Origin of the sequence: Maribacter halichondriae, assembly GCF_027474825.1 — a bacterium.
In the GTDB taxonomy this organism is placed as follows: Bacteria; Bacteroidota; Bacteroidia; order Flavobacteriales; family Flavobacteriaceae; genus Meishania; species Meishania halichondriae.
In genome coordinates this window covers 3,166,707-3,188,976 of sequence record NZ_CP107030.1, presented here as the reverse complement: position 1 = coordinate 3,188,976, position 22,270 = coordinate 3,166,707, and the positions used below count along the sequence as shown (strand labels likewise).

General features: G+C 40.9%; 20 protein-coding genes and 1 pseudogene. 15 read left to right on the top strand and 6 right to left on the bottom strand.

The window, feature by feature from the left end; translation table 11 throughout:
• Positions 1-344: 344 nt before the first annotated feature.
• From N8A86_RS22050 to N8A86_RS14770, 3 genes and pseudogenes are all read left to right on the top strand, one after another.
• Positions 345-569, top strand: a pseudogene (locus N8A86_RS22050) (hypothetical protein).
• A gap of 11 nt (positions 570-580) precedes the next feature.
• Positions 581-745: a Lacal_2735 family protein gene (locus tag N8A86_RS14775; RefSeq protein ID WP_273566099.1), complete on the top strand. Its 165-nt coding sequence runs from the start codon at positions 581-583 to the stop codon at positions 743-745.
• A 13-nt stretch (positions 746-758) separates the two neighbouring features.
• Entirely contained in the window at positions 759-1,133 is a 375-nt protein-coding gene (locus tag N8A86_RS14770; RefSeq protein WP_273566098.1) for a DUF2237 family protein, read from the top strand.
• Between the two features lie 1,035 nt (positions 1,134-2,168).
• Here the strand turns inward: N8A86_RS14770 and N8A86_RS14765 are convergent.
• From N8A86_RS14765 to N8A86_RS14750, 4 genes are all read right to left on the bottom strand, one after another.
• Positions 2,169-2,819, bottom strand: a complete 651-nt coding sequence (locus N8A86_RS14765; protein WP_273566097.1) for a hypothetical protein — start codon at positions 2,817-2,819, stop codon at positions 2,169-2,171.
• A 433-nt stretch (positions 2,820-3,252) separates the two neighbouring features.
• A complete protein-coding gene (locus N8A86_RS14760; protein ID WP_273566096.1) occupies positions 3,253-3,777 on the bottom strand; it encodes a glutathione peroxidase in 525 nt (174 codons plus the stop codon).
• 16 nt (positions 3,778-3,793) lie between these two features.
• Positions 3,794-4,495, bottom strand: a complete 702-nt coding sequence (folE, locus tag N8A86_RS14755; protein WP_273566095.1) for a GTP cyclohydrolase I FolE — start codon at positions 4,493-4,495, stop codon at positions 3,794-3,796.
• On the bottom strand, positions 4,458-4,868 hold the full coding sequence (locus N8A86_RS14750) for a 6-pyruvoyl trahydropterin synthase family protein (protein WP_273566094.1): 411 nt from the start codon (positions 4,866-4,868) through the stop codon (positions 4,458-4,460). Before N8A86_RS14750 ends, folE begins: the two co-directional genes overlap by 38 nt.
• Positions 4,869-5,868: 1,000 nt before the next feature.
• Here N8A86_RS14750 and N8A86_RS14745 point away from each other — a divergent pair.
• Both N8A86_RS14745 and N8A86_RS14740 read left to right on the top strand, forming a co-directional pair.
• Entirely contained in the window at positions 5,869-6,114 is a 246-nt protein-coding gene (locus tag N8A86_RS14745) for a GIY-YIG nuclease family protein (RefSeq protein WP_273566093.1), read from the top strand.
• Positions 6,115-6,227: 113 nt separating this feature from the next.
• On the top strand, positions 6,228-6,512 hold the full coding sequence (locus tag N8A86_RS14740; RefSeq protein ID WP_273566092.1) for a DUF2188 domain-containing protein: 285 nt from the start codon (positions 6,228-6,230) through the stop codon (positions 6,510-6,512).
• A 47-nt stretch (positions 6,513-6,559) separates the two neighbouring features.
• On the opposite strand, the gene N8A86_RS14735 is transcribed toward N8A86_RS14740, so the two are convergent.
• Entirely contained in the window at positions 6,560-7,585 is a 1,026-nt protein-coding gene (locus N8A86_RS14735) for a phosphotriesterase family protein (RefSeq protein WP_273566091.1), read from the bottom strand.
• Between the two features lie 33 nt (positions 7,586-7,618).
• Positions 7,619-8,386: a hypothetical protein gene (locus N8A86_RS14730; protein WP_273566090.1), complete on the bottom strand. Its 768-nt coding sequence runs from the start codon at positions 8,384-8,386 to the stop codon at positions 7,619-7,621.
• A gap of 663 nt (positions 8,387-9,049) precedes the next feature.
• On the opposite strand from N8A86_RS14730, the gene N8A86_RS14725 reads away from it, so the two are divergent.
• The 10 genes from N8A86_RS14725 to N8A86_RS14680 all read left to right on the top strand — a co-directional run bounded on the left by N8A86_RS14725 (position 9,050) and on the right by N8A86_RS14680 (position 22,210).
• Positions 9,050-9,412, top strand: a complete 363-nt coding sequence (locus tag N8A86_RS14725) for a hypothetical protein (RefSeq protein WP_273566089.1) — start codon at positions 9,050-9,052, stop codon at positions 9,410-9,412.
• A gap of 9 nt (positions 9,413-9,421) precedes the next feature.
• On the top strand, positions 9,422-10,996 hold the full coding sequence (locus N8A86_RS14720; protein ID WP_273566088.1) for an FAD-binding protein: 1,575 nt from the start codon (positions 9,422-9,424) through the stop codon (positions 10,994-10,996).
• A gap of 54 nt (positions 10,997-11,050) precedes the next feature.
• The gene (locus N8A86_RS14715) at positions 11,051-14,170 is read left to right on the top strand and encodes a hypothetical protein (protein ID WP_273566087.1); all 3,120 of its coding nucleotides are present in this window, start codon (positions 11,051-11,053) and stop codon (positions 14,168-14,170) included.
• A 9-nt stretch (positions 14,171-14,179) separates the two neighbouring features.
• Entirely contained in the window at positions 14,180-14,644 is a 465-nt protein-coding gene (locus tag N8A86_RS14710) for a D-Ala-D-Ala carboxypeptidase family metallohydrolase (protein WP_273566086.1), read from the top strand.
• Between the two features lie 71 nt (positions 14,645-14,715).
• Positions 14,716-14,949, top strand: coding sequence for a hypothetical protein (locus tag N8A86_RS14705; protein WP_273566085.1), 234 nt, complete (start codon positions 14,716-14,718; stop codon positions 14,947-14,949).
• Entirely contained in the window at positions 14,897-15,667 is a 771-nt protein-coding gene (locus N8A86_RS14700) for a hypothetical protein (protein ID WP_273566084.1), read from the top strand. Before N8A86_RS14705 ends, N8A86_RS14700 begins: the two co-directional genes overlap by 53 nt.
• A 202-nt stretch (positions 15,668-15,869) precedes the next feature.
• Complete coding sequence (locus N8A86_RS14695; protein ID WP_273566083.1) at positions 15,870-18,110, top strand: hypothetical protein; 2,241 nt, start codon at positions 15,870-15,872, stop codon at positions 18,108-18,110.
• An 11-nt stretch (positions 18,111-18,121) separates the two neighbouring features.
• Complete coding sequence (locus N8A86_RS14690; protein WP_273566082.1) at positions 18,122-18,406, top strand: DUF1360 domain-containing protein; 285 nt, start codon at positions 18,122-18,124, stop codon at positions 18,404-18,406.
• 45 nt (positions 18,407-18,451) lie between these two features.
• Positions 18,452-18,694: a hypothetical protein gene (locus tag N8A86_RS14685; protein WP_273566081.1), complete on the top strand. Its 243-nt coding sequence runs from the start codon at positions 18,452-18,454 to the stop codon at positions 18,692-18,694.
• A gap of 204 nt (positions 18,695-18,898) precedes the next feature.
• Entirely contained in the window at positions 18,899-22,210 is a 3,312-nt protein-coding gene (locus tag N8A86_RS14680) for a hypothetical protein (RefSeq protein WP_273566080.1), read from the top strand.
• Positions 22,211-22,270 lie beyond the last annotated feature (60 nt).

Sequence of the window (22,270 nt, the reverse complement as noted above, 5' to 3'; positions counted from 1 at the left end):
TACAATAAAAAGAACAAATGTCTCCTAAAAGTGAGCTTCAAACTTAAAGTTTGGTGAAGCCATCAATATAAGTCTAAAATCAGGTCGCAGAAATATACTCCCAAAGTATCCCGTAAAACGCAAATTTTTGATACCACTAAATGAGACCACACTTGAGACTTTTGATCACGAGGTTCTAAAGTGTAGGCAAACTGTCCTTTTAATCGGCCGTTTTTCGCGACTATTCTAATTAAGAATGTAAAAATTTATAGTGTTTTAACTCAGGTCAAAAAGATATACTGGGGATTCGGTGCTATTTCACTTTTTGTTTGACTATATTTGTAAATACTTAAACAAAATTGATTATAGACATTTTAAAGGAAGCTTTAGCTTTTGAGAATGCCAACGAGTAATATGACTACAAGTGACCGTATTGACGCTTCGAGACAAGCTAAACGTCTTATTTTAAACATTAATGAAATTTATAAAGAAACTAAGGATGCAAATTTGATGGATATTATGAAGCGTCTTACCGTAAAGAAAAAAGAATTGACAAACGTCTGAAAGGCAGACCAGATAATTCATTTTAATAAATAAAAATATGTTCGGACTATTTAAAAAGAAATCAGAAAAAGAAAAACTACAAGCTCAATACACCGAGCTTTTAAAAGAGGCGCATAGTCTTTCAACAACAAATAGAAAACTAAGTGACCAAAAAGTATTCGAAGCCGAAGAAGTGATGAAGCAACTTGAAAAATTGAATTAATCCTATTTTAAGAATGACAAAAAACAAAGAATTAAATATTCTTGGTGCGGATTTAGAAGCTTGCTGTGATAATCCTGTTACAGGATATTTTAGGGATGGATTCTGTAGAACTATTCAAGAGGATTCTGGGACTCACATTTTATGTGCTGTCATGACTCAAGAATTTTTGGATTACACAAAATCTCGTGGAAACGATCTTACCACTCCCATACCACATTGGAGCTTTCCAGGTCTTAAAGTAGGCTCAAAATGGTGTTTGTGCATTTCTAGATGGCTAGAAGCCGAAAGTGCAGGCAAAGCGCCTTTTGTAATTCTTGAAGCAACTCACAAAAAAGCATTAGAATATACCACATTAGAAGTATTGCAAGAATATGAAGCAATAGTTTAATCATACACTCGAATTAATAATTAATCATAAAAAGTTAGAAAATGAAAAGTTTTATTTTAAAATGGTACCCAATCATCTTGGCATTCCTTTGCTTATTATACTCCGTAGGACTCGGGCTATTTAGTATGACAGAGGAAGCACAATATTCAGCACATTGGCCAGGTACAATATTATTATTCGCAATAGCGATTAGACAAAGAAGAAGAACATGAACATACAATTTCTTTTAGTAGGCGGTATAATATTCGCAGTATACGTGGGATTAACATTTTGGAATATTTTCTACTCTCATCGGAAACAAAGAGAGGAAAACTATCCAAATTTGAGAAAAAATAAATTTGCTAATGCAAACATACCTTCTCAGGTCGATTCAGATGAAACCGACAACAAAGACGGGTTGTGAAAAATTGACGCGGAAAGATGTACTGATGAATAGGACTTGTGAATCAAAACTATTTATAGCTGCATCTATACATTTTTTATGGATTATTTTCTTTTTCACTTCTGTACTTTCTGTCATGTACATATAAGCTCTTTTTGGCTTTCACAGCAAATGGAAAATCATACCACCAAAAAGTATTTTAAGTCGAAGAAGGGTTAAATTATATAGAAAAATTAAACTGACCCATTTTAAGAACGCTTGTGCGAATGTTTTGCGAAACTCAATAAGAAAAGAAAGATGCACATATTAAAATTGGTGAGCACTAGATAAATAGTTTAACGTTTAATGCTTAATTATGATATTTGAAGGCTTCCCTATATTCCTAGCGCTTAAACCATTATTTAATCTACGAGCCGCTGGACAGAATATTTTTTTCGTATTTATTATGTATTATAATTATTAATAGCCCAAATAGAACACCCGCCACAATTAAAATAGTACTGGTTAATCCATTTGCACCAAAAGACATTCTGATTAAAATCGTCGAAATAATGAACCCGGAATTTCTGATAATTTTTTGAAATTGGTCCGTGTAAAAGAATGAGATTAAAAGCAAAACAACGTCCACTAAAATCAATACAGTAAAAAATAGATCAAAAAGAGATTATTGATACTTTCGAACGATGGCAATTTAGTGGGCGAAAGAAAATTTCTGTAGACCATTCTATAAGCGTATTTAAGGCCATAACAAAAAATAATGGCACCAAAATGACTGCAATTATTTTTTTCTTGATGACAAATTTTTCGATGACAGGTTTTATTTCAACTCCCTGGCCAAATATGCGTTTTCCATGCTTTTGAAATTGAAATATTAAATAAAAGAGTAAAAGCGATGCTACTAAATCATAGGTAAATTGTAAATCTCCTTTGATTTCGAACCAATTTGAAGAAAGTTCTAAGGAAGCTAAATCCTTAAACAATTTACGAATAATAATAAGGGTAATAATTTCATACTGCTTAGTTATATAAGTAGTAAACGACTTCGGCAAGTAGTAAATTAACAGATATACCTCATAAACAATAATAAAAGAAAAGGGAGTATAAATTGCAGCTATCGGATTTGTTAGTAATTCCGGGGTCGATTGAAAATATAAAACATCGAACTTCAATAAATAGATAATTGATAAATGAACGAAGAAACTTGCTAGCGCAATATTTAGAATAATTTTTTCTGTTCTGAGGCGCGTATTCTCTGAGAGTAGAATATTAAATACAAATGGTAATATATTCTTTTTCTTTATCATGCAGACGTATTTTATCTAACTTTAAAAAACGTTATTGAAAAGTTGTACATAAATAAGAATGTACAAATAAAAGTAAGTATCCAGTTTTTCCTCACCAAAGATAAAAGCATCTTATCGCTCATACCACCCTTTGAAACAGTATTGTGAATGGGTATAAACTGAAGGCATGTAACTTTCCATAATAAACCTGAAATCACTAGACTACTTATCGTGTAAAGATTAACTTCAATTGTTATTTGATAGATTGAAATACCAATTTGTAACATCATCAAAGGAGTAACACTAGTTCCGATTATGGAAGTATACTTTCTATGCCAAACTACTAGACTAGTTGTCGTATAATGTAAAAAACTTGGGTAAATAAACCAGTTGTAACATTAAAAATAGTACACCTAATCGAAAGTGAATTACAGCTTAAAAATTTCAACGAAATCTATAAATACTTGGTAATTTTTGAGCTCATAGGTTTAGTAATGGAAAAATAATAATCGATTAACTTGCCTTCTTTATCAACTAAATATTTTTGAAAATTCCATCTTACGCTAGAATTTTTTCTCCCGTTTAGGTCTTTGCTAGTTAACCATTTGTATAGCGGATGTTGTTTACTTCCTTTAACATCGATTTTTTCGGTAAGTATAAAAGTAACTCCAAAATTACGCTCACAAAAACTTTGAATTTGAGAAGCATTACCAGGTTCTTGTTTCCCAAACTGATTACAGGGAGACCCAATAACAACAAGTTCATCCGTATAGGTATCGCTTAATTTTTGTATATCTTTATATTGGCTCGTGAAACCGCATTCTGAAGCAACATTTACAAATAATAGATGTTTCCCTTTAAAAGAGGAAAGGTCAATTAGGCTACCATCAAGACTTTTTAGTGCTATCTCATAAATAGATGAATTTGTCGTCATCACGTTTTTCGAGAATGTTGTCTTTGCAGCGCTCGTTGTTTTCATAAAACTCAGTCCTATATTAGTTATTCAAATAATTCTGCAATTCAGCAATCTTTTCAGAAGTATTAAAAACGCCTCCATAGTACGAAGTTACCGTTGATGAGGTATCGTCTTTAATACCACGAGAGGAAACACATAAATGCTTTGCATCAATAATAACCGCAATATCTTCTGTTTCTAGAATAGATTTTAGTTCTGCTGCAATTTGATTGGTCAATCGCTCCTGTACCTGAGGGCGATTAGCATAGTAGTGTACTATTCTATTGAGTTTTGAAAGTCCTATTACCTTGCCAGAAGAGACATAAGCGATATGCGCTTTTCCCATAATAGGGACAAAATGATGCTCACAATTAGAGTAAAAAGTAATATTCTTTTCGACCAGCATTTGATTGTATTGATACTTATTCTCAAATAGTGCCACTTTGGGCTTATTGGCAGGGTTAAGTCCTGAAAATATTTCTTCTATATACATTTTTGCCACACGATTAGGAGTGCCTTTCAGAGAATCATCTGTCAGATCCAGACCCATTACATCCATTATTTGAGCAAAGAGATTAGATATCTTTACTTTTTTTTCTTCGTCTGAAGCTTTGAAAGCATCTGCTTTCATCGGTGTTTCAAGGCCAGTGTAAATATGGTCATCGCCAATTTCTTCTTCTGAAAAACCGTTTAATTCGTTCTCTTTAATAAGGGTATTCAACATAGTTTCTTGGTGTTTCATAAAGCTTGATTTTTAAGTCGAATTGTGATGATAGCTCAGCCTTTAAGAGCTTGTATATCACAATTGCTATATTTTCTGCTGTGGGGTTTAAGTCTTTAAATTCTTCTGTATCAAGGTTTAAATTTTTATGATCAAATCTGTCAAGTACCTTTTCTTTTATGAGGTCGGAAAGAATTTTTGTGTCAATTACATAACCGGTATCAGGATCACATTCACCGATGACTTTTACTTTTAAATCGTAATTGTGGCCGTGATAATTAGGATTGTTACACTTTCCAAAGACTTCTTTGTTTTTTGTGTCACTCCAGATTTTATTATGTAATCTATGTGCTGCGTTAAAATGTTCGCAACGTACAATTGCAGTTTTATTCATGTATAAACCTTATCTAAGAACAAAAGTATTGTATTTTTTTGTTTAAAGATATGTTTATAATGTTAAACAAATATAAATAATGCTGATTTTGGGAAGTATATAGTGTACGTTCGAAGAAGATAATGCCTTTAGCCTGTTATAATGGAAGCGTCTGAAAGAGCGGGTGGTGCTATAAAGACAGATTTTATAGTTGGGTATCACTAAGACAGAGGGTTTCAAGTATTATTGACTGCATACCTAGCACTTGATCTAGATGCTTTGGATTTACAGAAGTTCACCCCCGGTGTTGCCATATTCGATGAAGGCAAGCAATCTATAATCGCATATCATTTAAGAGATATACTTTTACTGTTTTCAACATAAGTCTGTAGTACTGGAACAATAACGGATAAGTTTAAGGTGCTTAAGCGGCTTTAGGGGTTATAGAAACCATCAATGGTTCAATACTTTCTTGAATGTGTCCTCCAAGTTCACAAAAAAAGGGGAAGTCTTTAATTTGAAGTGATTTTATGGTCCAAATTCCGATTCATAAAAAAACATAATTTTATCATTTGTTCAATAAGACGAACGATTTTTGGGACAACAATCATGATGATTAACTGAACATCACACTCCTGAAGTTTGCAGCTATTTGAAGTTATTTAAGGAATCGAACCTGCTTTCTTTGGAAGTAGTTACCTATTCGGTGAGCACAAATTTTTAGGATAGTTGAACAGCCTTTTTTTATAAGGGTTTGAAAGGTTAGTTCTAGACCCTCCGGCTCCACCTACGCCCTTCGAAGCTCGCGCGAAGCGACGAGCGAAGGAGGGCTTTTTACGTAATACGAATTGCTGATAGCTTCCAAACTTTAAATTCGGAGAGCTTGCCGCCCCCCCTAAAGCTTTAGCGCCACGCGGGCGGCGGATGCCGATCCCTGCGTACTTCGAAGTTTCGAGTTTACGAGAAATGTTGGAGGACATTTTTGTATCTTAACTACATAAATTGTCTTAAAACCAACACCATGACCCTCCCCCACGCCATCTACATTTTAAAATGCGCTAACGGAAAACACTATACAGTCTATACCGCAAACATCACCAATAGATTAATTGCACATAGAAAAGGTGAAGTAAGTTTTACCAAAGACAAATTACCCGTTGAACTAATTCATCTTTCTTTATTCGCCAACAAACAAAAAGCATACGACTTTGAGCGCTACTTAAAGTCTGGGTCTGGAATTGCTTTCAGGAATAAGAGGCTACTCTAATATAGATAACTCGTCCTCCGTTCACATCCGCTGTAGCTTCAGCGAAAGAGAAAGCTCGAGATTTATGGATTGTAAAGGAATACCAGTATCTTAATAACCAACAAAAGAATACGATGTCAACAGGCAAAACGTGGTTACGCACCTTCCTAGACCTCTTTGAAGTCTTTTTCAACAGTTCGCAACAAAGTAAACAAGGCCGTACTTGGCATCAACATGTGGTTCCTTATGAGGAAGGTTGGGCAGTGCGTCGCGAAGGCAACGAGCGTATAACTAGCAAACATCGAAAACAGAGCACCGCCATACGCAAGGCCAAAAGTTTAGCTCGAAAATACCAAGCCGATGTCATTATTCACCGCGCTGGTGGCGGTATTCGAGAGCGGATAAGTTATGATGATTAAGAATTACCAAATAATCAGAAAAACAGATGGCCATTTTGACAGAAAAATTATCTCTTTCTGATTTGAAGGGCATAGGCCTTTTTGGGATTTTCTTTTAAAAGCAGGTCCAAGTCGTCTTGGGTAAAGCCATTTTCTTTGAGGTGGGGAATAAGTTTGGTAAAGAGGTCGGTATAGCCCCGATACGCTCCGCCGTTCTCTTGGCCCACATTGTACCATCCTGCGTCGTGGGAAATGAGTATGTGGTCTAATATTCCTTTACTTTTTAATTCCAACAGCGTTTTGGTAAACCAGGGAATACTCCCCGAAACCTCGCTTTCCTCTGAAGGCCGGTCCTGTATATTATCCAAGGAAATCCAGGCGCCTTGATTCGCTGCTGCGACATAGCCCTCCATCGTGCCGTTTTGCGCATGCGTCCAAACAAAGGCTGCGGGTGATACGCCCATTTCTTGTAGCACCTTGATTTGTGCCATAGCGGGACCGTCAGTGCCGGTATGCGAGACGATGGCCATGCCGGTTTCGAGATGTGTCAATGCCGCGGCCATGATTAAATTCTCATGCGTTTTGGAAAGGATATCCTGATTTTCGACAGAGATTTTTATAAAACCCGGACGTATGCCGGAGTCGTCGATTCCATTTCGAAACTCGTTGATCCAATGCGCTGCCATTTGATCGGGAGACGAAATTACGAGATTCTTAGGAATAAATTTGTTATTTCCGGAGCCGTAATACCCGGTATTGGTCAAGATGTGAATTCCGGTCCGATTTGACAATTCTTTGAGCACATAGGGGTCGCGACCAAGATAGGCCGGGGTGCAATCTAGAAACGAAGTTACGCCATGTGCTTTCAGTTCATTCAGGTAGGGCAAGGCGCGGGCAACAACCTCGGGGCGGTCCCAACGGTGATAGCCTGTGCTATCGGCACCGATCCAATCGACGATGATATGCTCGTGAATCAGCGCCAACCCCATTTCATCAGGCGCTATGTCTCCGTTTACGGTAACTATCTGTGATGTACCAAAAACGGGTATACACCCGATCAAAACCAACCGCAACAATCGAAACGACTTTTTCATTTGTCAGTTTTAATGCTTTACTAATTTGAGCTTTTAGTTGCTGATCACTTGCAACAGATAGTTGCTTAACTCACCCTCCTTCGCGTTATAAAGTTCGAGCCATTTGTCCCAATCTTTTTTTCGGGTGTTGACCTCGGTGATCCGTAGGGTCAAACTTTCGATGATGGGCATTGGGGGTACGATTTGCAGGACATTGGCACTACCTTTCACCAAGAAGTCTTGTGTTTTAGGAAGCGAGATTTCTTCGATTTTTATTGGGGTAAACGTAAACTCTTGCTTCTGGTGTTGCACATCGAAATAATGGAATACCAACTCGACCACGGCATTGATTTTTTGGTGCTCGGACTTTAATTTCACCTGCGTTGCCTCGAATCGATAAGCGATAAGCGAAACTGCAAAATAGCCTGGTAAAGAATTATTTTGTATCGGGTCAAAACGAAATTTTAAGCTACTAATAATCGAAGGGTCATTGTTGTCGACCTGCCCCGTTTTAACCCCTTCTTTTTTGTATACCAGATCAAAACTTTCGCCTTTCATCCCTGCACCCAAGGCTATCGGGGTTTCGGGATATTGCAAGGTAGTACCATAGGCCTTGATAAAATTCTCGGGCTTATAGAACAAAGTTGGTATTTTCTTTACCACATAGGGAACGATAGTACTCATAACAATGGCACCGATACCGCCCCCTAATATGCCTTGTTTTTTTATAGTATCAGCAGGTAGAAATCGTAAGGATTGGTTAACCTCATTAAAATAAACAGGACTCACTTTTTGATTTTGTGCCGTATGAAATAGTGCCACTTCTTGGGGGGTACCTGTCCAAGCACCACCCCACTCACGCTCAAAGTGAATGCCATTAGAATTAGGTATACAAGGCGGTGATTCATTTTCAATTTTTTTACAAGGCCCAATACGACGATGGACTTCTTAATTTAAAAAATAGGCGTGTGAGATTTGAAATTAATCATTTTAGCAATCAAAAAAAATCGTATACCTTAAATTTTCAGAGAAATTGGCGAGCATTCTGGACACATATATGTAATTTATGTAATCTTGATAATAGATTTCCGATATTGCCTAACACGCCAATTTCTTAGAGATATTTTGAGTCTTTCTCTAGAATTCTTTTTAATGGTGACAAAAGGAAATATGCTTGCTAAATCACATTAACATAGATAAACAACCTAAAATTCCCTACCATTTATACACTACTTTCACCCATCTGTACAATTTTAAGAAAATAGAGATTTCAATTACAGTATCTTGGTAACTATTCTGAGGGAATAGCATTTTTATCTTACATATTTGTAAGATTTAAGCTTCCCTTTTCAAAAAGTCCCCCTTATATCTGAACCCTTTGCCGTGTTCGCTTTTCGAAAAAAGGTGTTAGGCAAATTGAACCGCACTAGCCTTGGAGCTAGTAGGTAGACCCTAAATTTTTGAACAACCGAAACCCCACATCCGATGAAACAGCAACGACCTATGGTCATGGCCCTTCTTGTGGCCATCGCTTTCCTCTCCTACTCCTGCGTGAGCACACGCGTAGAAGCCAGCCCATATCAAGACAGTGTTGAAAACCTCGAATGCCGAAAAGAATCGAGTTGGAGCTACTATTGGGGGCTTAAACAAAAACGTGTAGATGCCAACCCTGAAGTTGCAGGTAACACATGCCCTTGTCGGGAAGGTGCCCTATCATGGGTAGTGGTCAAAACCTCCTTTACCGACTTTCTGCTAAGCTCCGTTACGCTGGGTATTGCGAACCATAGAACCGTTACCTACGGGTGTGCGCGACCACAACAGCCTACCGAACCTACTTTGGACAATTAAAACAACGCTATGACACCCACTGGAATAGACCCGTTACCCATTCAACAATGGACGAACAAACACGAGAATTTTACCCATAACCTGGTTGCAAATGCCTCCTTCAAACTTTGGAATCCGCCCGGTCAAAAGCACAGGGAGCGGTATTTGGCCACGACCAAGAATTTTCAATGGTTGATCGACCATGCCATGACCCACAACCTGAAATTAAGGGCGATTGGTAGTGGTTGGTCCTTTACCAAAGTAGGCGTTACCGAAGGGGGACTGATCGATACGGCTTCCTTAAATTTTTCTTTTCCCGTTACCCAGAATTATACGAGTCCCAATTATGCAAAGCGACCAGATGACCTTTACTTTTTACAGTGCGGAGCCATCATTCATGAAGTGAACACCAGGCTCGCTGCCAAAGTTCCACAACGGTCCATCAAAGCTTCGGGGGCGAGTAATGGGCAGACCATCGCCGGAGCACTATCGACGGGTACCCACGGAGCGGCCATTCGCGTTGGGGCGATTCCCGATTTTGTGGTAGGCCTCCATTTGATTACAGGGGCCAATAAACACATTTGGCTCGAAAGGGCTTCTTATCCCGTAGCATCCCAAGAATTTGTGACTTGGTTGGATGCCGATCTGGTACAAGACGATGCGCTGTTCAATGCTGCCCTAGTCAGTTTTGGAAGCTTTGGCTTCATTCATGGGATCATGGTGGAGACCGAGCCGCAATTTTTGCTTACCGAGTTCCGTGAAGGTCCCATGACCTATAACGATACGCTGAAAAATGCCATGAGAACATTGGACTTTTCAGGTCTTAATCTTCCCGGTACGGGAGTGCATGGCGATATGTACCATTTTGAGGTGCTGTTCAATATCCATGAGTTTGAACCGAACAATCCCGCAAAGGGCGCTTTTGTAAAATATATGTTCAAGAAACCGTTCCAATTACCACATACTCCCTTGCAGCGTAACAATGACTTTACTTATGGGGATGATCTTTTGGGCATCATTTCAACCGTTTTGGACAAGCTGCCGGGTTCAGGGAAAGCCATTCCGGCCATGGTAAACTTAATGTTCGGTCTCGCTTTTAAACCAGAGCCCCCAAGGGTCGGCACGGTGCGTGAAATGTTCAACTATACTAAATTCAGGGGCAAAGTGGCTAGTGCCGCCATGGCAATCGATATTCAAGATTCGCCCAGGGCCGTGGAACTTATCGTCGAAGTGAACAAGCAAAAACCCTTTCCGGGCGGACTTTCCTTACGCTATGTAAAAGGAACGAAAGCGACCTTAGGGTTTACCAAATTCAACAATACCTGTGTGTTGGAAATGGATGGCGTAGATGGCCAACCGGCACGGGAATTCTTTGAAACGGTCTGGAATAAATTCGAGCAGGCCAATATTTCCTATGCCCTGCATTGGGGCAAAATCAATTTTAATTTGAACGAGGCCCGAATCAAACAAATGTATGGCACCGCGGCGGTTCAATCATGGATCGATGCCCGTAACCAACTGTTGGATACCGCGGCACTACCCATATTTACAAACAAGTTTTTGGAACAGTGTGGTTTGGATAAAATTCATGGGGCGATTGTGTAGGGATCAGGAGTTTGGAAGTAGTTGTTTTTTAGTACAACCTAAAAATTGAATATAATGTTTCTAAAGTGGTTTGTTAAGGGAACGAATACTTTTATTACGATATGGATGGCACTCTCGGTGCTGATTCTCTTCTGCAATTCGGCATTTTGGATCAATGACTATATCACGCATCCACAACATGGTATGTTCGATGATTTTGATAGCATCTCGGAAATTATCAAACAAGAGGGGAAGCAATTTTGGTATAGAACTTATTTTTTTCTCGACTTCTTCTGGGCGTTATACTTTTTGGCGATTATCGGAAGCCTTTCAAAAGATGCAAAAGGTATTCCGTTAATCGATTACAAACGGTCAAGAACCATAGCCTCCTACCTTTTTGTCGGGTTTGCGTTTTTGGCTTTCGTTTTGGACACTCTCGAAGGTATTTACTACTGGACCTACAATAGCGGCTTACTAAATTATATTGTTCCCCTGAAAATCGGTTGCTATTTGATATGCTTGGGATTTTTATGCTATTGGTTCCTCAAATCTTACCTGTTGCCCAATCTAAAATCGATCCTGCGGTTCGTCGGCACCTCGATATTGAGCATTGTCTTTATATTGCTGATCTATGGTTTGATTACCATGATGCCGCAGGGAGGTACCATTATCGTCGACCTGTTCTACCATCCGGCCAACATCATCATTTTTTTCTTTATGGTCACATTTTTGGCCGTGATAATCTCACATTTTCCTGTATACGTCGATATCTGGATGCATGCCGACAACACGTGCGTCGCCCTTAGAATGGACCCGAAATGGCGTTTTTTAGGTTTTGGGATCGTGTATTACGACACACTTAACGCCAAAAGTGAAAAAACCAGGGCCTATCATGATATGGTCGTCAAAGGCTTGCGCCGAAGCTTGGGCATTCTGCTCTACATAGCGGTCTTCAATATTTTCTTCGGTGTAATCACACGCTTTTATGAAGTGGAATTCAATGCGCTGTTATTGACCCTGTTCCTCTTGACTGTTACCCTCTTTATTTATTATTTGGAAGGGGAACGGTATAAAGAATGGCGAAGGACGCTTGATCCCAAAGAACCGAATGCACATAAGCAAGAAAAAACCGTAAACGATATTGTACGGTATGTTACCCGATTTCCAGCGTACTACATGGGTTGTACCGCGCTGATCATCTGCGCTGCGTTCTTGGCATATTTTTTTGGGTGGAGCCGAATCGGGGTTTTTGTTTTTCTGATTTCCTTGGGATGTCAGATGTTCCTGTACATTCAATTTAAAATCGCCCGAACTTATTTTAAATATGTCTACTATTCCGATGCGCTTTTCGAATCAAACAAAAATATGTTCAACCCAGAGACCCTTGCGCTCTTCGCAAAGTATGATCACGATAGGCAACGGGGCGTTGGTACCTTCTACCGCTTTTTCGGAAAGTTGAGTGACAACATCAGTTATTTAAAGATCATGCGGTTCAGCGGAATTATCTCTTTGGTGGCGATCATTTTGGCCAATTCTAGTTTTACCATAGCCAGCTATTTAAACCCCTTGAACATCATATTGCTCTATATCATCTTTTTATACTCGTTGATCGTTATCACGTTCAAACACATTCTATACTACAGTCGCCTCGAAGAGGAATCCCGACGATACGGAAATTTTTTCAAGTTCGGAATCCCCTTGTTGCTTTTACTTTTAGTGGGCATTACCCAGTATACCGCGAACATGGAAAACGACCTTCACGAACTTCGTTTGGTCGAAGAACAAAGTCCCGCTTTAGGCCATACCGAATTTCTGAAATCAATGACCAACGGAACCAACTTGGGTGTTAAAAACAATTATTTCTTTATCGGGTCTTACGGCGGGGGGCTAAAGGCCAATCTTTGGAACCTACTGCTACTTCAACAATTGGAACAAGAATCCGATAAAAGTTTCTTGGACCGCACCCTGGTAATGTCGGGCGTTTCGGGCGGAGCCGTAGGCATTGGAAATTTCGCTTCCCTGATATATGAGCAAAATGATTCTCTGGAGCTGAAGAAACGGATCGAACAGATAGGCAATTCCAACGTACTCTCGAACGAGTTGACCTATCTACTTGGCAAAGATTGGATCAGAGAGTATATTCCTTCTACTTCTTATGAAGGCAAAGACCGGTCGTATAAAAGCATGGAACTTCATGCCAAGCATACGGGCATGAAGCAATACAATAAAATAGGTTATGCCGATTATTGGCGTAAGATCTACGAAAGTCAAAACAAAAAGTTTCCGGCACTTATCATGAACACCACTTCGGTCAGCGGTCATCAAGGTGTGGCCTCTACCGTAAAGTTTCCTGATAATACGTTTGCAGGGGCGGACAACATTACGGACTTCAACGGGAAAAATACCAACAAGACCCTCACTTACTTCGGCGCCATTTCCACTACCAACCGCTTTCCATTATTCAGCCCTACCGCCAAAATACCTTCTAAGGGCAGCTATTTGGATGGGGGATATTTCGAAAATTCGGGCCTTCTCAGTGCCTTGGAAATCTTCGATGCGCTCGCGGGAGATTCCTCAAAGGGTTATTTCAACAAAATCAATCCGGTCTTTATCAACATCATCAATTCCGAGGAATTTTATATCGCCCAAAAAATCGAAGAGTATGGTATTAGATCCCAAAACCGTAGAAACCCAAGCGAGGTGGGATCCATCATTGGTACCATCATCTCCATCGACAAACTGCCCCGATACGTACTCGAAAAAATAAAAGCCAGAAAGTTCGCGGTCGAACCTATAATGATGCCCCATAAATTGAGTTATGAAAAAGTCAAGGGAGTGTTGAACGGCGAGGTTGCCGACCCCTTACGACTTATGAAAATCATAAAAGCACATAACGACACCATTGACAGGGCTTTGGAGGATTATAAGGGCTATGACTATAAAAAATGGGGCGTAGTACAGCCACCACTTGCCAGAATATTGAGTAAACCTGCCGTGGAGTACCAACTGGCGATGGTCAACAATCATCCGTCGGTGCAGCATGCCATAGAACGGATCTTGGTGTATGCTCAAACGGAAACTATCATCAACAATGTATTTCAGGAAAACCTTAAAAGAAGAGGGGTTTCCAAAGACATGAAGAATTCCATTTATAAAAAGCGCAAAAAAGTGTTGGACAGTTTAAAAAACAAATAGATCTGTAACATGCGTATTTCAAAAAACATCAGCTATCGTGAAGCCGTTCGGAGCAATACCGCCAAACGATGGGGCATATGGAATACCCCAAAACCTGAAATCATCGAGAACATGAGAGCCGTGGCCAAAAATATCTTTCAGCCTTTACGCGAGGCAAATGGCAATAGGCCCATTCGAATAAATTCCTTTTTTAGGAGCAGGCGCCTGAACAAGGTTCTTGGAGGCAGTACTAAATCACAACATATTTTAGGACAGGCAATCGATATTGACGATACCCATGGCGGCATGTCAAATGCCGAAATGTTCTACTGGATTGTTTACAATCTAAATTTTGATCAGGTCATCTGGGAGTTTGGCACCGACGAGAACCCCGATTGGGTACATGTTTCCTATGTTAATCCCGAATTGAATAGACATTCAAAATTACGGGCAAGGAGGTCTATGGGCAAAACGGTTTATGAAGTATTGACATAAGCGATTTGTCTCCAAATTGAGTCGTATCCCATGGGATAAACTTCTTCGTTTGACGAATTAAAATAGTTACTATGAAATGGATCAAGAAACTTCTGATTGCCCTCGTTATTGTCCTCTTTGGATTCCTATTATTACATGTTTCCAGAATTCTTTATGAACTTGATAGCGACTTCCAATGGTTACAGGAACTTGCGAAAGGCATAATGGGTCTTTCTTTTACCGCTATTTTTGGGGGCATCATCAAACTCATTTTTGACAAATACCAAGAAGACAAAAAAGAAGCGGGAAAAAATCAAGAAATTTAAAGCCGAACTCTTATATCGGCTACAAAAGATATACGACAGTGTAGACGGGGCACGGCTTCTTATCGAAGCGCATAAATCGGCCAAAACCTATAGCGAGCGAATTCGGCTGAACATTATTCCATCCATTACTGCACTGTTCGATATTAAAAGGAACCTTGTGGGTTCAGAAGATATGATGAAGGGCAAAGAAGAAAAACTCAAGCAACTGAGACTCTATATTCATTATTTAATCGCCTATCTACAGGTTTTGGCCGATGAGTACAAAACCGACTATCCGGCCATCTCCAATAGGCAGTTTCTTCATGAACGACTTAAAGAAAGAGCGGGAGAAGATTTTGTAAAGAAGATGGTTGAAACCCATCCGGAATCCTATTTCTCCTCCGAGGTACTTCTGTCAGAAAAAACCCATCAACTAATTCAACAGCCCCCTAAATGGGTCTGGAAAGCCATTCAAGATTTACCCCACATGGGCCAATTCATAACCGATGACTACGACAGTCCCTATCGAAAAATGTTCGTTGATTTCTACGAGGCATGCAAAAAGTTATTGAAGGACAAAGAAATCATCAAACTACCTGAGTGGTACGATGTCGAGCATATGAACAGTATGGATGACATCGACAAACGAATTGAAAAGGGCCTCATTAAACAAGATGATAGTTTGGTCGATACGTTAGTGGGTTACCTCAATAAAAAAAGTAAAAAAATCAATCTTTAATTCTGATTTTCGATACTACTGAACACTTCCGTTTACCTACTTGTTTTAGACTCGATCGCTACTCGATCCATTCCCTGTTCCATACTTCCTAACCATCAGCTCTAGCATGAAAATCGCCAAAAATGGGGATTGATGCGCCTTTAGGTTTTAAATAGTTTAGTTGTCGAACAGTAAAAAGAGTATTAACCTAAAACAATATGCTATGCCAATTTCAATGCAAGGTGCTTGGTTTGTGAAAGTAAAATCCAAATCGGCAAGTTTCAGTCAGCGCTATATCATAAGTGGTGCCAGTTCAGGTAACGGAACCTATAATGGTCTTACCTCGACCCCAGAAGTGCTCGTCACCGGCGGTGCATGGAACATCAGTATTCAACATGATCCAGGATCCGGGTATTTGAATTCTACGATGAAACTACAGTACCCACAGGTAAATGGTGGAGAGTATAAATTTGACCTGCAGTCAAACGATACCGGGAGCGATGAAGATTTCAATGATCTTGTCCTCACGTTTAGGACACCAGTTACTGATCAAGATTATGTTGTTTATGGTAATATTAGTTACTATAAAGGATGTCTTCTAAATCCATGTTATCGGATCATTGTAATCGATACGCGTCTCAAACTCAAAGAGGCATTACGGAATACCAGCATTTTAAACGCGGTTAAAAATTACTATCCCTCACTGGTGGATTCGGTATCGTTCAATCCGCAGCCAGAACCTCCTGGTGATCCGTTCAAACCTATTATGATACCCTTTGGGGGTCCTGCCATCCCTGAAAAGGAAGAAGTTGTGACCATCTCGAAGGCGAACGAAATTTCGATCAAAGCTGACAAAAAATCAAAAGTGGAAGCAGTAAAGTATTCCTATAATGCATTGCGATCTTCAACAACGCGGAAGGCGAATTCGGCTGACTTGTCTACCGAAATCAGTACTGCGAACAGTAATGTTTTCAAAGACGCAGCCAGAGTAGTTGATAGATTTAGATTAAACTGTGAGACCGGTCCCGTACCGCACGCTTTATTAAAATTTCAGGAGTACGACCGAACACTTTCAGAATTATCGGGCGGATCGTATACTGGAGATGGCCAACGGGAAAATTTAGGACAGGTCAATGCCGACTTTTTCGGAAATTACATCTTCCGATTCCAGCGGAGTACCAGTGACGTGGTAGGCGAAGTGGCAGGTGATGTTGGTTCGGGAGAAAATGCTCTTGTACAGTCGAGACCCGATTTGGTCATAACCCTATTGGACCAGTTCGATAGCAATACGGGACTGTTCGAAACGGCGCCTTATTGGAACATTCCCTTTCTAAAAAGAATCAATCTCTGCATTCCAAAGGAAAAATCCGGAGTTATCCCTACCGCATGTACAGGCAATCATATCTTACAAGGGGTCGGAAACGTCGCACTGGCGGCAGAAGTTGGTGGCAATAGGGTTGGTTTTAACAATTATTTGAACAGCCAAGGGGTGATTACCGCATTTGATTCGCTGGCCCCAGGGGTTCGTTGTGCGGCATGGCACGGCAAACTGAAATTAAGGGGATGCCTTAAAAATCCAGAAATTAAATACTATACCTTGGAATTCAGAAAAGGTTTTGGACCATGGTTGCCTTTTAACCAGACCCTACGCCTGCCGAGAATCTTTGGCTCCCTAAATGTATCCGCTTTGGTAAATCGAACTTTTACGCCCTCCGGCGGTTTACCAATTGATGGATATCTCAACGTGGAAACCGACAGCGGACTCTGGCTGGAAGCCTTTAAAAACATAAAGGCCGATATTCGCACAAGTGCCTTCGAAAACGGCACCCATACCTTTAGAATTCAAGGGTATAAGGGTGATGGCACAAAGTTTGCCAGCGCTAAGGAGGAAATTAAACTTTACCTCCACAATAGTACTACTACGGTCGATATCGATTCAAACGTGACCCTGGGAGGAGCTACATTGGGCGATTGCGCCTTATTTACCTTACCCGTGGATGGTAGCGGAACTGTGATAGAAAATGCCCCGATTACCATCCGTTTCAAAGTGGAACATAACCCTGATGGTAGTAGTCCCTTTGGTTTTATCAACGGCTATGCCATGTCGATGTCAAGAGGTGCTACCGGTGACTTTGGTTTGAACGTACCAGTGGTCAATGCGAATTTTGTTGGTGTCGGCGTGTTGGATGGTGTGGTGAACAGAGGTCGCGACTATCTACATATTGATAACCTAAGCTGCAATACCCGCTTTAAGGGAACGGTCAATGAAGTTAGTGCCGATCCTTCAGGTTATTATACAGTAACGGTACAACCTGCTTCGGGAGGTTGGTTGGAAACCGACCAGAATTTCTGTGCTTTCGGTATTCACCTTGGTGGAACCTTACGCTTGACAGATGGAGCTTCTGGGTACCCTGATTTTCGTGCAACGGGTGTTTTGATAGGTATTGAAAGACCTCAACCTTAAAAGATTCAAATGTGGACCAATGGTTTCTTTTTCTATTGAAAGGATTGGCAGTTTGGCGCATTACCCATTTATTGAGTAATGAAGATGGTCCGTTTGATGTGGTCTTCACATTGAGAAAACGAGTCGGGCAAGGGTTTTTCGGAACCTTGCTCGATTGTTTTTATTGTTTGAGTATCTGGATAGCCTTACCCTTTGCTTTCTGGAAAGCTGGCACAGTAGGGATTATTTTACTGCAGTGGGTGGCCCTATCCGGATTTGCCTGTGTACTGGAAAAGGCAGTTACCAGAAATGTATAACCTAAAACAAATACTATGTCATGTTGTGGACAAAAAAGAGCTGCCTTGAAACAGCAACGAGATTATTATACTACTGACCAACAGCAACAAGATGTATTTAACGCAAACCTAACTGTTGAGAAAAGCCCACTTGCATTTGAATATATTGGTACCTCTTCACTATCGGTCAAAGGGTCGATAACCAACAAAAGTTACACTTTCCGTTTCAAAGGAGATATTTTGGCGATTGATATTCGAGATGTTCCGTCCATGTTGGCGGAGCCTTATTTACAGCGGGTGTCATCCTAGTATCGGCATCAAATAATGTCTTATCATAAGAGAGAAGACGAATAGTTTAAGACGAAAAATCCCTAAAAATGGGGATTGACCCACCTAGCCGTTTCCTATAGTTTTAAGAGGTGTAAAGTTCCCTCCTGAACAAGGAATGCGTTTTTCGTATTTCAGCTCCATACTTCAAATCTGTACGGACGTCCATAAACTTAAAACATCAGGATGGAAACAAAGCAACTTAACGCAACCTTACGGAGTCTCTTGGGGCACTTGGTTCTAGATACGCCCGAAGATCAAAAGAATCTTAACCGACTCGGAAAATCGCTTTCCCAATCTTCTTTGGAATCAGCTTGTCATTCTCCCATAAAAACGGAGTTCAATTTCGAAAAATCCGACCTGTTTTTTGAGAATAAAATCGATAGCGCGCGAAAAAAAATCATCGCCGACGTCAGTAAAAATAGGATAAAGAAAAACAACAAAACACAATACAAAGTATTTAGAAGAGAAGCCCCAATTCGCGAACATCTGCTTCACAATTCGATAGCTGATTGGGCGGTGGGTGCCAAAGTGGACCACTCTATCGGTCCTTTTAAAAATAAAGACGGACGTCAATTCTGGTATGACTTTTTTACGATTGAGAAATTGATCAAGTTATACATGCAGGGAGAAGCAGAACCCGTCTTGTTATTCAGGGTAAAGCAAGGCAAGCGGCTTAGTACGACCTCGGATTCGGCACTAAGAATCAATCCATCCAAAACCTATACCCTGGGAAAAGGAAGTATTTGGATACGCTCCAAATTTCTCGCGCCCAACGCTCCTGTTGGTGGTTATACAGGCCTTACGATCAATGGTGGCAAACTTACCTTGAGTATCATACCTAAAACAATTGGAGGAAAACTTACCGTTTCAGGAAATACTAAAATCACGGTAGATTTAAAATTAGATCAACCTGAAGTAACTGACGCGGATCCTACCAGTCCTCACGGCAAAGATGCCCGTGAGATGGTTTTACGCTTGCCGGACGCCCTGAAGTTTCATTTTTCAGGAAACGGAAGAACTATAGATCAAGTTTCCAACGCCAATTGGACGCTTTATGGACAGAAGATGCTGTTTAAATGGAAGAAAGGACTGCAAACCAACTACGATGCCAATCTTCAACGCATTGTTTTTGGATTTGAGCCTTCTTCACCAGACCTTATCATACATCAAAGTGAATCGAAATTCAATCGCTTGAGTGGTCAAGCTCCAACTAATATCAGCGGATGGGTGCTTCCTGTCGCTATGATAGATATTTCGCAGCCCATAGCGGCTGAAGGCATCGGACAGATTTTTGTCATATGCAAAGACAAAGGGATCCTTTCCACCTGGAACGGCCTGAAAGGCGGAGGTCTTGCCCTTTCAAATCCAGCCTTTCTTGTAGGTCCGGGTCAAATTTTCCTTATCGACTTTCAAGCCGGAAATCCACATGCAAGTCAAACACTAGACCTATGGAAAGATGAACTGAATCCGTTTGGGACTAAAGTGAAGTTGAGCTTTTCGAATCAGTCCTCGCTAATGCCTTTCTATTATGCCAGTAATGCCAATGGCAACGAACTGCTGATGGCTTTCACCAATGCCTCCTTCGAAATCGACAGACCGGTCAGGGTCAATGGAGAACCTCCTGTGGTTCGTTCCCTCAATTCGCTATTGCTAGTGGCGGTAAATAAGACTACCCGGCTTATCTATCTGCTCGATGACAATCTGATACTCGACGATGCGGAAATCAATAACGAAGATCCCATCATTCCTGATCGAATGGCTTTTGCCATTACGAATGCCCTGTTCAAGGTATTACAACCCAACGGTTGTTTGCTTTTCGGTTCGCTCTCCGAAGATCTTCAAAAAGTGGAAAAAGGTTTCTTTTTCCTCACCTTCGGCCTATTGGCCTATGTACCAACCCTACCTGATCCCTATGCTGCAAATTTGGGCATTTTGAACAGACAAATCAGGGGCAAAGATGCCAATCGACCTGTAGGAACGGGTGCCACAGCAGTTTCACAACAACAATTTACGGCTTGGTTGGTCTGCAGAATTGCATGGGATGTTCCTTCGGATGAATCGGAAAATGACGTGGTGGAGGTCTCTTTCCATTTTGCACCGCTCAACAATCCGTTTGCGGGGATATCTTTTGAGGGGCCCGAGGAGGAAGAATCCGAACAAGGAAATATTGGAAACCTAGCGACTTCTACCGCTGACATAAGTGCCAGTTCAAGCTTGGGCAACCTGACCCAAATCAATTCACCGGCTTCTGCTTTGGGGGTCTTAAATGTCCCAGATGCGGTACGGGGTAACACAACAGCTTCGTCCGCTCGAAGTGTTACAAATGTTGCAGCACCTGTAAATACCACTGCTGCTGCATTCAATCCCGACCTTCCTAACCTTCCGGATTACGAATCCAGTTGGGATAAAGAAACATACCGTTACCGAAGAGATCTTTTTGCGCTATTGGATGTAAGTACTAATGCCGATCTTTTCGGTATCAGCTTTGATTTATTGACCCAAAGGGATTTTCGGGTATCCACGGGTGTAAACGCTAGTGGGGAAGCGACTGCAAATTTCTTTCCGGTACAAGTGGATGGAATGGAAGTTGTGAGTACTGGTGCCAATGTAAAAGCCTTTACCGTACCTCAAGTTTCTTGGGAGCCCGTTTTCAATCTTACGCCTCCAAGTCCCGTTCCCGGTGACCCTGATTGGGGCTTTAACTACTACCCCAACGATGGAGGGCCATCACATATTCTGAACAATAGTCGAGAGCCCGTAGCCTTGGCCCCGCTTCCGGTAACCGAATTTTTGGTCAAAAACCGAGAAGAAAATGAGGAGTTCATGGCTTTTTCTTTCTTCACGCTACCTTTTGGCATAAAGGCAATTGCCTCCATGGAACAAACCTATGGAGCCGGCAGTGAAAGTAGGGAAGGAGCCGATATCAATCGCGATGAAATAACGTTTGAAAATAATGTGGAAAGTGGCCTGCAGCTTCGATTAGATGCTGGTATGCCTCTACGTGAGGGCGACAGTAAAATGTTCATGGGCACCACGGTACAAATCAATAATATCTTAAACCTATTCGGGGGAGCAACTGGCAACAGTACTTTAGGCGCCAGTGTTACCGAAATTTTTAATGGGGAGTTTTTTAATCCGCAACCCGGTCCTTTTAATCTTTTGAAAGACCGTGGGGTACCCGTGACCCGAATGGACATGAGCGGTTATGGTGCCAATATGTTCAGTAATTGGCTGAATTCAAAAGCCGCCCTAGCCGAAACGAGTCAGGCGAAGTTCGATATTTTCATGGGTAGATGCGCTCATGAGGTCATACAAGTAAAAAGTATTGTTTATCCGTGGGCCATAAAAGTGGTCCGTACCATTACCCTTTTCAGGGTCGCCAGTGGCTACACGTACCGATTTGATTCTGGTTGGCGAGCCGAGAGTGATGGAAAATTCGATTTTAGATATTTTGTTTTTGTGCCTAATCCTGCCAATCCTCCTGTACCTCCCTGATAGCAGCAGAAAGGTCTGCTGATTATGAGATACATCCAGGTCTGGTAAAAGGACTTTATA

Bases quoted from the DNA above. Each gene is read 5' to 3' on its own strand.
- N8A86_RS14705 (WP_273566085.1), top strand. From the start codon at position 14,716: ATGAAATGGATCAAGAAACTTCTGATTGCCCTCGTTATTGTCCTCTTT.
- N8A86_RS14765 (WP_273566097.1), bottom strand. From the start codon at position 2,819: ATGATAAAGAAAAAGAATATATTACCATTTGTATTTAATATTCTACTC.
- N8A86_RS14680 (WP_273566080.1), top strand. From the start codon at position 18,899: ATGGAAACAAAGCAACTTAACGCAACCTTACGGAGTCTCTTGGGGCAC.
- N8A86_RS14710 (WP_273566086.1), top strand. From the start codon at position 14,180: ATGCGTATTTCAAAAAACATCAGCTATCGTGAAGCCGTTCGGAGCAAT.
- N8A86_RS14745 (WP_273566093.1), top strand. From the start codon at position 5,869: ATGACCCTCCCCCACGCCATCTACATTTTAAAATGCGCTAACGGAAAA.
- N8A86_RS14725 (WP_273566089.1), top strand. From the start codon at position 9,050: ATGAAACAGCAACGACCTATGGTCATGGCCCTTCTTGTGGCCATCGCT.
- N8A86_RS14735 (WP_273566091.1), bottom strand. From the start codon at position 7,585: ATGAAAAAGTCGTTTCGATTGTTGCGGTTGGTTTTGATCGGGTGTATA.
- N8A86_RS14750 (WP_273566094.1), bottom strand. From the start codon at position 4,868: ATGAATAAAACTGCAATTGTACGTTGCGAACATTTTAACGCAGCACAT.
- N8A86_RS14720 (WP_273566088.1), top strand. From the start codon at position 9,422: ATGACACCCACTGGAATAGACCCGTTACCCATTCAACAATGGACGAAC.
- N8A86_RS14760 (WP_273566096.1), bottom strand. From the start codon at position 3,777: ATGAAAACAACGAGCGCTGCAAAGACAACATTCTCGAAAAACGTGATG.
- N8A86_RS14775 (WP_273566099.1), top strand. From the start codon at position 581: ATGTTCGGACTATTTAAAAAGAAATCAGAAAAAGAAAAACTACAAGCT.
- N8A86_RS14715 (WP_273566087.1), top strand. From the start codon at position 11,051: ATGTTTCTAAAGTGGTTTGTTAAGGGAACGAATACTTTTATTACGATA.
- folE (WP_273566095.1), bottom strand. From the start codon at position 4,495: ATGAAACACCAAGAAACTATGTTGAATACCCTTATTAAAGAGAACGAA.
- N8A86_RS14740 (WP_273566092.1), top strand. From the start codon at position 6,228: ATGTCAACAGGCAAAACGTGGTTACGCACCTTCCTAGACCTCTTTGAA.
- N8A86_RS14770 (WP_273566098.1), top strand. From the start codon at position 759: ATGACAAAAAACAAAGAATTAAATATTCTTGGTGCGGATTTAGAAGCT.
- N8A86_RS14695 (WP_273566083.1), top strand. From the start codon at position 15,870: ATGCCAATTTCAATGCAAGGTGCTTGGTTTGTGAAAGTAAAATCCAAA.